The following is a 12,473-nucleotide window of genomic DNA, read 5'->3' as shown; positions in this document are numbered from 1 at the left end:
GCCAAGGCCCTTGCGGAAAGGCTGGTTTCACTTCTTGTTGGTGACGGCCTTCTTCAGCAACGAGCCGGCAGAGATACGCACGCCATAGCTGGCCGGAATCTTGATGGTCTCACCGGTGCGGGGATTGCGTCCGGTGCGGGCGGCACGCTTGACACGCTCGGCCGAGAACAGACCGGTCAGCTTCAGACCCTCACCGGACTTCATGGCCTCGACGAAGACATCCTGGAAGGCGTTGACAGCAGCTTCCGCCTGAGCCTTGGTCAGGTTAGACTTCTGCGCAATCTTCGAAACGAGATCAGACTTGTTGTATGCCATAGAACATCCTTCTTTCGGGGGCCTCCCATTGCTTGATTTGGGGAAAGCCCAACGGTCAATGACTGATATTACCGCAGATTAGGCCCAAACACCGCATTTTCCGGGGGTTTCCGACATTTCATCAAGCGATTTTTGAGGCCGTCGGGATTGGGCCTGTTCGAGGGGCTCTTCAGATGCGATTGTGGTTGCTCAGCCAGCGCATGGCCAGGGCTCCAAGGGGGATGCGCAGCCAGTAGGTGACCACTCGGAAGACCAGAGTGGCCGAGATGGCCACGCCCGAGGGAACGCCGGCCAGACGGAAAGCCGAGAACAGCACTGCCTCTATGGCTCCCAGTCCACCAGGGGTGGGGACAGCCGAGCCTAGCGTGTTGGCCAGGAGGAAGACGAAGGTGGTCTCGAAAACGTTGGTCCTGCAACCGAAGGCCATCAGGGCGGCCCAGAAACTCATGCCCAGGGCGGCAGACTGCAGTACGGCCCCAAGCACGGCCACCACAAGCTGCCTGGGCTGAGTCAGAATCTCTACAAGGTGGCGGGCATAGGAGGCCACAATGGGCATCAGCTTCTCCATGACCAGCCGCCTCGTGTAAGGCACGGCCATGATCAGGGCCGCGATGATGGCTACCGTTCCGATGACGATGACCAGGGTGTTGGTGGGGATCATACCGGATAGGGTGTTGCGGCCGGTAAAGAGGCCGATGACGATCAGCAGGCAGAAAGTCGTTGCGAACTGGACGGCCACCACAGCGCTCATGATGGCTGTGGCCATGGTGTTGTCATACCCGTCCCGCCGCAGGAACTGCAAATTGACGAAGGCCGGTCCTACCCCGGCGGGCATGGAGACCGAGGTGAACGAGGAGGCGACCTGGGACAGGAAGATGCCTCTGAAGTCGCGCTTGGCAGGGTCGATGAAGACTCCCAGAGTGATGGCACAGCCTACCCATGACAGCGACCCCAGCAGGAAGGACAGCCCGGCCATCCAAGGGTTGGCGTTGCGGACGGCACTGATGACCTGGGGCAGGTTGAACTGGGTGACGATGACCGCCACTGCCACTACCAACAGGGCCAGGGCCACGAAGCTGCGCAGACTGAAGCGGGAAAGGGTCACCTGACCAGTCTCCGCCACCGACTCAGGAGGAGCCAGGGCCCGCAACTGCTTGCGCAGGTCAGTCAGGATCTGTCGATCCCAGCCGGGCAGGGCCTGGGTCTGTGAGGGAATGGCCACCATCTGACAGAAGGGCGACAGGCTCACCAGGGTCTTGACCCCCCAGGAGGCACGGGCCGCCTCGATGGCTTGATCTACGCCGATCAGCGTGGCAATCAAGGTCAGAAGCTGGATCCGGTCCAGGGCGATGTTGGCCTGTGAGCTGGCGCTGTCGCCGTTCTCCCAGCCGGCGATGACCATGGAGCCTGACTGGTCCATGGCCAGAGTCTCCGGGCGTATGCGGCGGTGTGTAAAGCCGCGCTCGTTGGCCCGGCGAAGGTAATCCATCAGCTGCTCGGCCCTGTCTGTGTCCAAGCTCCCGGGTTCCAAGGGCCGAAGGTGGACATCATCCTCCAGGACCAGGATTGAGGATTCCGCGCTCTCAGCCAGGCCATAGGGATGCAGTGTCGTCAGACCCAGGTCCCGCAATTCAACCAGCATAGCCATGTGGTGTTGCATGGAGTTTCTGACCGACCGGTCCCGGCGCATAGAGACTCCGGACAGCTTGATCCACTGCCAGAGCTGCATCAGATAACCCATGGTGTGCAGCTGGCCGTCCATGACCGACACCGTGTAGTTGCGGCCATCCCTGTCTTGGGCCCTGTAGATGCGGGAGGCTTCGATAAGGTCGTCGTCGAGGGCGGGCAAGGGCTGTCCATCAGAGTCCAGACTGGGATCCTGACGTTCCAGGCTGGCGGCGTGGATGCCGATGGAGGCTATGGCCTGTACCACTCCCTGCCCCCAGGCGCCCTTGTTCTGTGTGCCCGCCAGGTATCGGACGATCATGCCCATGATTCGTCCCAGAATTAGCGAGACCAGGACACCGCTGGCCGAATTGGAGGATATGGCGACCATGATGACGGCCACGATGTATAGAGCGTTCCATCCCCATTTGACCGAGCTGCGCAGGCGACGGGGTCCGGCTGCGCTCAGGAAAGCTGCCAGACCGGCATAGAAGTCAGGCAGCAGAACAGGCGATCCTATGGCGTTCTGCGAACTGAATGAGGCGATCAGGGTGGGGTTGCCCGCTTTCAGGATCAGGTTGGAGGTCAGCATGACCAGCCCGAATCCTAGGAACATGGCAAGGGGGGCAGTGATGGCTTGGACCCACTCCCTGTTGACCAGCAGGTGGACGAGCACAGCCAGGACCACGGTCACAGTTACTGCCTGCTGCAGGAAGGCGGTGGGTACGTCCATGAGCCAGTCCATGGCATTGCCGGCCTGGCGCATGTCCGACTCGACCCCTGCGGCTATGCCTTTCAAGTAGATAGCTGCCAGAGTGACAAGAATTCCCAGGATCAGAGCTGCCAGGGCTCGAAGCAGGTCCTCGGCATCATGGACCCGTTGGGGCGGGGTATCCCGGATGACGACCTGGTCTGGCTGTACAGGGTCGGCGGAATCGGTGTCCTCGGGAGTAATGGTCGACTGGGACGGGGTCATGGTCAGTCGCGATCGAAGTCCACCAAGGTTCCGGCTGCGCCGGTGTAGGTTGCCGGCGTCAAGGCCTTGAGCCGACTTGCCGTGTCCTGGTCCAGGTCAAGGCCATTGATGAAGTTCTCGACATCCTCCCGGCCGATCCTCTTGCCCCGCATCAGCTCTTTGACCTGCTCATAGGGATGATCCATGCCTGTACGTCCAGCCAATCCAGCGGCCCGCATGGCCGTCTGTATGGGCTCGCCCAGGACCTCCCAGTTACTGTCCAGCTCGCGGGCCATCAGGGCCTTGTCAGGGTGGATGGTCTGCAGGCCGCTGTCCAGGTTGTCCAGAGCCAGCATGCTGTAGCCCAGGGCCGAACCGATGTTGCGCTGGGTGGTGGAGTCGGTCAGGTCCCGCTGCCAGCGGGTTTCGGTCAGGGTGGTGGCCAGGGTGTCCAGCAGGGCTCCTGAGATCTCCAGATTGGCTTCGGCGTTCTCGAAGCGTATGGGGTTGATCTTGTGGGGCATGGTGCTGGACCCTGTTGCGCCTTTGACGGGTTCCTGGGCGAAGACGCCGCGGGAGATGTACATCCAGACATCCACGGCCAGGTTATGCAGGATCCGGCCCAGGTGAGCAATGTTGCTGAAGAGTTCGGCCTGCCAGTCGTGGGACTCGATCTGGGTGGTCAGTGGGTTCCAGACCAGGCCCATTCGTTCCACGATGAAAGTCCGAGTCAGATCGATCCAATCCACCTGCGGCAGGGCGGCCAGATGGGCGCCAAAGGTTCCAGTGGCGCCATTCATCTTGCCCATGTAGTCCTGATTGCGGATCCGGTCCAACTGCCGGTGCAGTCGGTGGACGTAGACCGCCATCTCCTTGCCCAGGGTAGTGGGTGTGGCCGGCTGGCCGTGGGTCAGGGCGAGCATGGGCAAATCACGGTATTGTTCCGCCATGGTAGCCAGATGATCCTCGATCCGGGTGGCCTTGGGGAGCCAGACCTGTTCGACTCCGCCTCGGATGCAACGGGCATAGGCCAGGTTGTTGATGTCCTCGCTGGTGCAGGCGAAATGGACCAAGGGTGTCAGCCTCGGCAGTTGGGACTCGCGGCCAAGTGCTGTGGCTGCTGCCTCCAGACGGCGGTCGATGTAGTATTCCACAGCTTTGACATCGTGGTGGGTCTGGGCTTCGATGCCCGCCAGTTCGGCGATGCCGTCGGCATCGAAATCCTCGGGTATGGCTCGTAGGTAGGCCTGTTCTGCCTCGGTCAGAGGCTCTACGCCCGGTAGAACCGGATGCTGGCCGTTGCCCTGGTAGCCGTTGGCCAGCATGATCATCCATTCGACCTCGACCCGCATGCGCTCGCGGTTCAAGGCAGGTTCGCTCAGATATTCCACCAGATCGGCAGTCTGTCTGCGGTAACGTCCGTCCAAGGGATTGAGGGGGATGACTGGGGTGATTCGGCTCAGGTTCATGCCTCCAGCCTAGACGACCGGGTCAACCAGCAGGAACGGCATGGACACTCCTGGTGGCGCGCGTGTCCCGCTCATTGCCGCAGCCTGCCTCGGTAGTAGCGAGTCTCCTGCAGATCGCCCTCGATGGCATGGGCGAAATGGTCGTCCTGACGTTGTACTGCTGGTGAATTCTGATCCAGGGCATCGGCCCAGGCCGCCTGCTGGTAGGCCATGCCGTGGGTGGATTCCTTGCCGGGTACGGCAGTGGTCACTGTCCGGCCAGTCTGGTTGCCGCCTGGAGGGGGAGGTCCGCCCGCTCTTCCCCTGACTGTCAGCTGGTTGGGTCGGGAGGGGTTGTCGGCTCCATCAAGGTTGGAGACCAGCTCTTCACGCATCTCCACGCTGGTGACCCAGGTCTCTGCCCCTATCTGGCGATGGGCGATGGGTGATCCGACGGTCACGATGTGATCGAAGTGGTAGCGGTCCGAAAGATCTGAGGCCATGGTGGCGGCCACGATGCCACCCTGGGAATGGCCCACCAGGCTGACCGGATCGTGCGGGCGCACCCCTGCATCCTGCATGGCCTGGTCCACCAGACGCAGGGAGGCCGCCCTGTCGCGCACTGAAGCCTTATCGCTCATGAGCTGGATGTTCTGGGCCCAGCCGATGGGGGAGTCCAGATGGGAGCTGGTGCCGGGTATGTAGACCAGCCAGTGGTCTTTGCCGTCGGCCTCTCGATAGCGCTGTACCGCGACTGTGGCGTAAGGAATGCCGTCCCGGCAGGATCCCAGGGTTTCCAGATTGTGCAGAGCACCGGCGATGTCATGGGCCTCGACCAATCCTTTGCCTTGCGGATGAACAGGATCCATCGCGACTCGGTCACCCTGGAAATGAGCAAGTATCAAAGGCATCAGTAGGCCGGGGCCGGTAACCAATCCGCCAATGGGATCATGATGGTCCGAGGACGGGCCGGATGCGACGGCGTTCAGCAGGGGTTGTTGGATGCTGGCCGTGGTTTCCAGGAATTCCTGGAGTTGTGATGCGTCCAGGTGATCGGTCAGTTTGGCTGCTCCCAGGCCCAAGCCGATGGATCCCAGCATGAACGGGGCGATGGGCTGAAAGACGGTCAATGCCTTGGACATCAGGGAGTTCATCAGCCTATCCATTAATGATTCAGCCTGCGAATACAGCCCATAGGCCTTGGTCAGCTTGTCGGCCACAGACTGGAGCTGGGTGCGCAGATCTTCGCAGGCTTGGGCCTGGTCATTGCAGAAGGACACCATCAGATCCAGGGGCAGATGGGCGTGACCCGGCGGCGGCACTGAAGCCTGTGCGCAAGGAAGGGCTGGCAGCTCCGGCATGGTTCTGCGGATGGCCTGATTGGTCAGAACCCATTGGGATTGCATGGTGGCCAGGGCACCACCTGCCTGGTTGAGCCGATCCGCCATGCCGGTCAGATGGTCCAGCTCGGTGCGTGTATAGCCGTGGTTGTCGGGGGCGGCAGTGATCGTCCGCTTCATGGCCGGCTCTCTTGATCGATCAGGCCCAAGGTGCGCCCTGCCTGGACACGCTGATCCTGGCAGAGGGCATCCATGGCCCGCACCTGGGTCCGATAGGCTTCAGCGGCCCGCCCTTGCCAGTCGACCCTCAGAGCCTGGTCGGCTAATTCACTCAGATGGACCAGAGTGGCTCGCGACTGTCGTACCATGTCGGACAGCAAGGTCCGACAGCGGGCTGCCCGTGCATGACAGGGGCAGGATCCAGCTGAGTCCGGATCAGCCAGGTAGGAGGGTTGTTCCAGGAAGGTGCTCAGGGCGGGCAGTGATGAGGATGACCTATACATGCCTCTACTACAACATGGCGATCCTCCTGAAATGATCCCAGTAGGGCCATGTGGTCGAATGAGGTCCGATTCATCTGGCTGTGGACAGATTTACCGCTATTTCTTGATTCTGTCGGTCAGATGGCTGGAAGATGTTCGCCTGCATGAGGATCGATTTGCTGGAAAGGAGGCGTTGGAATGACTCGCGCGAAAGGCTATGTGCGGCCGGTCACCAGGGTTTGACGTTCTTCCCCTGACCCTTATTGTCGCTCGCCTGGCCTGAAGGCGTGGGGGATGCAGACGGTTCGCTCTGCTGCTGGTTGCGTCTAAGCAGATCCTCCACCTCGGCCTCCTGCTGCTTGGTCAGTCCTAAGGAGGAGCCCTTGCCGGATCCGTCCTTTCCGTCTTGGGCCTTATCGGCCTTCTGCTTCTTGAGCAGGCGCTCGGTGCGGCTGGTCAGCGCAGCGTTGGCGGATCGGTTGGCCTGGGCAGCCTGCCTGGTCTGTGGCAGAATCAGGGGTCCCGGCCGTTCGACCTGGGCGAAGAGATGCTCGGCCTGGTCCTGCAGAGCCTTGATGGATGCTGGATCGGCCTGAGGGTTTTGGACCTGTCGAACGTTGGTGCTCAGCACGCGCGTGCCCTCGTTATAGGTGGCGATGGCTTTGACGTTGATCAGGCCCCAGGCTCCGGCCAGGGCTGCAACCAAGGCCAAGCCAGCCAAAATCAGGCGCACTCGCAGGCGGCGGCCGCTTCTTGCATCTTGCTGGGACTTCCTACTCATAGCAGTCTCCTCGAAGTGCGGATCCAGAGTCCCGTCTCGATCAGGATCAGGATCAGCTCCACCAGTGCCAGCGGCCAGACCAGCGGGGTGACATGTAGGCGGACCTGGTCGACCTTGGTCACCCGGTACCGCTTGGAAGCCGCAGCCGTAGCCCCTTCACCCACTGTGGTCCCCTTGGCCAGGTCCTGGTAGTGGCCGCTCATCTCGTCGGCAATGGCCTTGAGGGTTTTGGGGTCCATGGCGGAGATGCCCGGCTGGCCGGTCTTGGGGTCCGTCACCCAGCCGTCGGCATCGCCTCCGCCGGCATCGGAGCTCAGGGGCACCATGCCGCCCTTGGTCGAGCCGGTTCCCAGCACAAAGGCATCATCCAGCCCTTCCCTGAGGACACTGAAGGATCGCCGTTCTTCAGGCCCGGTCTGTTCGCCATCGCTGATCAGGTAGAGCAGGATTCGGTCGTCCGGATGCCGGTCCTTGGTCTGTTTCAAGACCAGGCTCAGGCGATCCAGCGGAGCATCCAGGCTGGAGCCGGCGGACCTGGATGTGGGCTCTGTCGCCAGTCCCCTGGCCCAGTTGTCCACAGCCCGAACGTCGGGGGTCAGGGGCAGATCGATGCTGGCTGAGGCACCGAAGCTCAGGGCCGAGAAGGAGGCATCCGGGTAAATGCGCGTCAGGTCGTGGACGGCTGTCCGTGCCGCCGCCAGCCGGCTGATTCCTTCCTGATCGCCATATCCGGCATCCTTGACTGCCATCGATCCGGTTATGTCAACCGCAATAAAGACATCAGTAGCGTTGACCGCTTTGTTGGTGGTCTTGCTAACCGTGCTGGGGGTCAGGACCATAAGGGCCAGGATCAGGACCATGGCGGTGCGCCGGGTCAGGGCCCAGCGATCGGCGTCAGTATCCTCCCCCTTGCGCAGTCCATGGATGACCAGCGCTATGGCCAGGAGCAACAGCAGGCCCGCCAGAAGGCCGCCGGCCACCCAGCCCAAGGCAGGCTCAAAGGTCAGGGACTTGAGTATATTCATCGCTTCAGCCTCCAGGCCAGGAGCAGATATCCCGATAGTGCTAGGGCCAGGACCAAGGTCCACCAGCCGGGTGCATCCACCAGGCTGGACTGCTCTTGTTGACGTGGGTCGGCTCCGTGTCGGTGCTCAATCTGGCGGACAAGCGCGTTGATGGAGTTGCCATCCTGCCGTCGCAGGAAGATGCCGCCCTGCGCTTCGATCAGCCGCTGCATCTGCCGGGTGCTTTCATCCTTGGTGCCCTGGTCCGGTCCCGAATAGAGACCGTCCACCGCGATTCCTGCGGCCGAGGTCAGCTTGAGCGCCTCCTCTAGGGTGTATGTGGGTTTGCCGGAGACCACGTTATCGGTGGCCAGTACCAGGGAGCTCGACCGTTGGTCGGCCTTTGCCGGTCTGATCTGGTCCCTGGGTGCGAATTGCGGCAGGAGCGCGGCGCAGCCCACCAGTCCGTCACCAATCAGGGATGTGGTGTCCCGGCGGTTCTGCGTACCCTCCAGCCAGTCGCTGATGTCCTGGTACTGTCGTCCGCTCATGGCATCGATGCGGTCCTGGGACTGCACCCCGTCCAGGATCCGCCGCGCCTTGCTCAATTCGGCTGTGATCATGTCATAGTCGTCGGTCAGAGGGAAGACGGTGCGTGAGGTGGAGTTGAATATGCTCAGAGCCATGCGTTCGCCCCGGAAGTTGCGGACCAAATCAAGGTAGGAGGCGATAACCTGCCGGTCGTAGGGCAGGGTGGACCCGGACACGTCCAGGCATAGCACAATATCGCGGTTATGGCCTTGCTCCAAGGTTCGATCAACCCGGGCGGGCCTTGCAGCAAGGCTCAGAGCCATCAGCAGGGCCAAAGAGAGCAGGACCGCAGCGCAACGGTTCAATCGCCGCCAGCGCCGAAGGGCCTCATGGCCCTCCTCGGTGTCCAAGTCGCTGTACAAGGTCCAGACCCGAGCTTCCGGTTCCTGATCTGGTTTGCCATGACGCGCCATACGGTAAGTCAGCAGGCTGAACGCCAGGGCCAGGATCAAGGCCAGAACCGGCAGCCAGGGCCACCTCCAAGACAAATTGCCTATGCTCATCGAGGCCACCGTTCGATCAGATCCCGTACCCAGTCGGCTGCCTGATTCACCGTGGCGTCGGTTCCCGCGCTGTCCCGGGGGAGGGCAAATTCAGGCGGGTAAAGGGCATCTATGGTCTGCCGAAGCAGGTCAAGGCCCTGCCGGGTACTCGGCGTGCGGGGCTGAGCCTTGATTTCAGCTAGAGTCTTGGTTTTCATATCGTTGTTCCAGGAGCGGGAAGCGAATCCACGAGCGATGGTGGCCAGTGCCGTCATGGCTTGGTCGCGGTCCAGACGGCCACTGTCGTACTGGGCCACCACTTGATCGATCCGCTGACGCCACGCATTCCGGGAGTCGAAGCTCGCTTGGACCGTATGTTCCCCCTGCTGACGACGGTACTTGGGCAGGAGAAGGGCCGTTGCGATCAGGGCCAAGGCCAGTATGACGGCGGTCGCCGTCAGGGCCAGCAGCCAGGTGGGCTGGGTCATGGTAGGCATGACCCTGATTCGGACATGACTGGACGTAAGAGGGATCAGGACGACAGCATTCATGCCGCCATCACCGTCCGCTGCATGGGGATGCCCGGCCGGCCTGCTGAAAGCAGGTGGATGAACCTGTTGAACATGGTTGTACTGGAGTCGGCCCGGATCAGCGAGGCTCCGATTCTGGACAATTCCCTCCCAAAGGCCTCGATCTGGTAGCGCCTGTGCAGGTCCACAGCCCGTGTCCCGTTCGCAGTGCGTAGGAAGGCCGGAATCTTCCTTCCGCTGGGTGCATCCGTTACCGAGTCCATAGCGGGCTGCTGGCGCAGAGGATTCATGGTCTCCACTCCGATAAGATTCAAGGGGTGTGTGGCGGCCAACTGGCGGATGGTCGGCATCAGGTCAACGTTCAATGCCGACTGATCGGTGGCGATGACCAGCATGGCCTGCCGGTCCTGGATGCCAGCGGCGTAGCCCAGCAGGGCTTCAAGGTTGCGTGGTTGATCCAACGGCGACTCCAGAGCTCGGTCCAGGGTCTGCTCGAATCGGGCGAGGCCACCCTGGCAGGGTATGCGGCGGATAGCAGTTGAATCGACCAGGACCAGGTCCACCTCATCGCTGCGGCGCAGGCAGAGGGAGGCGAACATACACAGGGCATTGGCGGCCACCTGGATGGCCTGCTCCCCGTCAGGACATGTTCCGGACATCTCTCGGCCGACATCCAGCAGCAACCAGACCTTGCTGGTGACCAGACGTTCGCGCTCCACCACCATGGGCCGACCCACACGTGCACTGGCGTGCCAGTCGATCATGCGGGTCTCATCTCCGAACTCATAGGCGCGTAAGTCAGCACGCTCATCTCCGCCGCCGCGACGGCCAGAGGAGTGCTCGCCCTCTAACAGACCTAAGGCCCTGCGTACCGTAGGAAGCCGCAGACTTGTGTCCAAGGACTCGATCCGTCTGCGGACCGGGTCGCGATACGGGCGTCGACGGCTCATGGCACTGGCACCCTGTCGACGATCTGGTCGATGATATCGTCGCTGCTGATGCCGTCGGCCTGGGCCTCAAAGGTCAAGAGGATCCGGTGGCGGAGCACCGAATGGGCCCAGTCTTTCAGATCCTCGGGAATGACGTAATTTCTGCCCGTCAGCAGGGCTCTGGCCTGGCCGATGCGCACCAGGGCGATGGAGGCGCGTGGACTGGCTCCCAGTCTCACCTGCTCGGCCAGCCCTTGGATGGGCCGCGAACCAGCACCCCTGCTGGTGGCTGCCAGATCGACTGCATATCGCATGATGGGCTGTGCCACGTGAACTTGCCGGGCCTTCTGCCTCAGGAAGTCCACATCGGCGATGGTCAGTGCGTCTCGATCGTCCTTGCCGGGCATGTCGGTGCCACGGGTGGTCAGCATCTGCAGCATGCGGGTCTCCTGGTCCGCATCGGGATAGGTCATGACTGCCTTGAGCATGAACCGGTCCATCTGGGCTTCGGGCAGGTTGTATGTGCCCTCTTCTTCGATGGGGTTCTGAGTGGCGATCACCATGAAGGGCTGGGGCAGGGCTATGCGTTCACCGCCGATGGTGGTCGCGCCTTCGGCCATGGCTTCCAGCATGGCCGACTGGGTCTTGGCGTTGGAGCGGTTGATCTCGTCCAAAAGGACGAAGTTGGCGTGAATTGGGCCCAGCTGTGTGGAGAAGCGCTGTGTGGAGAAGTCGTAGACCTGGGTGCCTACCAGATCCGAGGGCATCAGGTCGGGTGTGCACTGGATCCGTTTAAAGCTGCCGGAGACCGAGGTAGCCAGGGTCTGGGCGGCAGTGGTCTTGGCCAGACCGGGCACGGATTCAATCAGAATGTGTCCAGAGGCCACCAGCGTCAGGATCAGGGCCTCGCGCAGGTTCTCCTGACCTACCAGAGTCCTTGAAAAGCGGGTCCGGATCCGGTCGGCCAACTGACGGCAACGTTGCAGGTCATCCTGACTGATTGGCGGAACCTGCCGGTCCTGACTGGGCTGAACAGATGGGGACTGACTGGGTCGAGGTGGGAATAATGCCATAGCAGACATGGTAACGGCATTTCCTGACGACTCAGCCAGCAGGACTCAGGTCAGGGACCAGTCCAACGGCTGGGCGCCCATGGCCTCCAGTGCTTGGTTGGCCTTGGAGAATGGGCGGGATCCAAAGAAGCCATACCGGGCCGATAGGGGACTGGGATGCGGGGATTTGATAATGGCTGCGTTGGTCAGTAGGGGCTCTAGGCTCTGGGCCTGTCGCCCCCAAAGAATGGCCACCAGGGGGCGGACCTTGCCCTCCTCGTCGCGTCTGTCGTTCAGGGCACGGATGGCTGCGTCGGTGATCTCTTCCCAGCCCTTGTTCCGGTGGCTGGCCGGCTTACCAACCTGTACAGTCAGACAGCGGTTGAGCAGCATGACCCCTCGCCTGGTCCAAGGCGTCAGATCGCCATTGGAAGGCGTGGGCAGACCCAGGTCGGCGCTCAGCTCGGCGTAGATATTGCGCAGGGAGCCGGGGATGGGGCTGACTGCAGGGTCCACACAGAAACTCAGTCCCACCGGATGCCCGGGAGTCGGGTATGGATCCTGACCCACGATCAGGACCTTGATGGAGTCGAAGGGGATTGTGAAGGCGCGCAGAATGTTCTTGCTGGCAGGCAGATAGCGGTGGCCCTGGGCCAGCTCGGATCTGAGGAAGTCGCCCATCCGGTGAATGTTGGGTTCGACAGGTGCCAGAGCACGGGCCCAGCCGGGATCCACCAGGGCGCTCAGAGGTTTGCGGTGGGGCCGGCCCTGGCCTCCTGCTATGGTCGGAGGGTTGGTACCGGTTCGGTTCGTCGGCTCAGGGGAGGTTGCGGCAATAGGCTGGCTGCTGTTCATAAGGTCACTATATCGCTTGGTGATATGGGGCGGTCATGACTGCT

General features: G+C 62.0%; 12 protein-coding genes. All 12 read right to left on the bottom strand.

Annotated elements, in window-relative coordinates:
• Window positions 1–27: 27 nt before the first annotated feature.
• The 12 genes from DKK74_RS05540 to DKK74_RS05485 all read right to left on the bottom strand — a co-directional run bounded on the left by DKK74_RS05540 (window position 28) and on the right by DKK74_RS05485 (window position 12,429).
• The gene (locus DKK74_RS05540) at window positions 28–315 is read right to left on the bottom strand and encodes an HU family DNA-binding protein (protein ID WP_015022121.1); all 288 of its coding nucleotides are present in this window, start codon (window positions 313–315) and stop codon (window positions 28–30) included.
• A 169-nt stretch (window positions 316–484) separates the two neighbouring features.
• Complete coding sequence (locus DKK74_RS05535) at window positions 485–2,956, bottom strand: lysylphosphatidylglycerol synthase transmembrane domain-containing protein (RefSeq protein WP_181414934.1); 2,472 nt, start codon at window positions 2,954–2,956, stop codon at window positions 485–487.
• Between the two features lie 2 nt (window positions 2,957–2,958).
• Window positions 2,959–4,404: an adenylosuccinate lyase gene (purB, locus tag DKK74_RS05530; protein WP_110413159.1), complete on the bottom strand. Its 1,446-nt coding sequence runs from the start codon at window positions 4,402–4,404 to the stop codon at window positions 2,959–2,961.
• Between the two features lie 71 nt (window positions 4,405–4,475).
• Window positions 4,476–5,903, bottom strand: a complete 1,428-nt coding sequence (locus tag DKK74_RS05525; protein ID WP_110413158.1) for a PGAP1-like alpha/beta domain-containing protein — start codon at window positions 5,901–5,903, stop codon at window positions 4,476–4,478.
• A complete protein-coding gene (locus DKK74_RS05520) occupies window positions 5,900–6,226 on the bottom strand; it encodes a hypothetical protein (protein WP_110413157.1) in 327 nt (108 codons plus the stop codon). Before DKK74_RS05520 ends, DKK74_RS05525 begins: the two co-directional genes overlap by 4 nt.
• 208 nt (window positions 6,227–6,434) lie before the next feature.
• Window positions 6,435–6,986, bottom strand: coding sequence for a DUF6466 family protein (locus DKK74_RS05515; protein ID WP_110413156.1), 552 nt, complete (start codon window positions 6,984–6,986; stop codon window positions 6,435–6,437).
• On the bottom strand, window positions 6,983–8,011 hold the full coding sequence (locus DKK74_RS05510) for a vWA domain-containing protein (RefSeq protein ID WP_110413155.1): 1,029 nt from the start codon (window positions 8,009–8,011) through the stop codon (window positions 6,983–6,985). The genes DKK74_RS05515 and DKK74_RS05510 overlap by 4 nt, the downstream gene beginning before the upstream one ends.
• A complete protein-coding gene (locus DKK74_RS05505; protein WP_110413154.1) occupies window positions 8,008–9,084 on the bottom strand; it encodes a vWA domain-containing protein in 1,077 nt (358 codons plus the stop codon). Before DKK74_RS05505 ends, DKK74_RS05510 begins: the two co-directional genes overlap by 4 nt.
• Window positions 9,081–9,614 carry a hypothetical protein gene (locus DKK74_RS05500; protein ID WP_110413153.1) on the bottom strand — a complete coding sequence of 178 codons (534 nt, stop codon included), beginning with the start codon at window positions 9,612–9,614 and terminating at the stop codon, window positions 9,081–9,083. Before DKK74_RS05500 ends, DKK74_RS05505 begins: the two co-directional genes overlap by 4 nt.
• A complete protein-coding gene (locus DKK74_RS05495) occupies window positions 9,611–10,543 on the bottom strand; it encodes a DUF58 domain-containing protein (protein WP_110413152.1) in 933 nt (310 codons plus the stop codon). The genes DKK74_RS05500 and DKK74_RS05495 overlap by 4 nt, the downstream gene beginning before the upstream one ends.
• A complete protein-coding gene (locus tag DKK74_RS05490; RefSeq protein ID WP_375537558.1) occupies window positions 10,540–11,595 on the bottom strand; it encodes an AAA family ATPase in 1,056 nt (351 codons plus the stop codon). Before DKK74_RS05490 ends, DKK74_RS05495 begins: the two co-directional genes overlap by 4 nt.
• Before the next feature lie 45 nt (window positions 11,596–11,640).
• The gene (locus DKK74_RS05485; protein ID WP_258334469.1) at window positions 11,641–12,429 is read right to left on the bottom strand and encodes a uracil-DNA glycosylase; all 789 of its coding nucleotides are present in this window, start codon (window positions 12,427–12,429) and stop codon (window positions 11,641–11,643) included.
• Window positions 12,430–12,473: the final 44 nt, after the last annotated feature.

Source organism: Bifidobacterium asteroides, from assembly GCF_003202755.1.
Lineage (GTDB): Bacteria > Actinomycetota > Actinomycetes > Actinomycetales > Bifidobacteriaceae > Bombiscardovia > Bombiscardovia asteroides_F.
The sequence above is the reverse complement of the archived record's forward strand: the minus strand, read 5'-3'. Positions and strand labels throughout refer to the sequence as shown.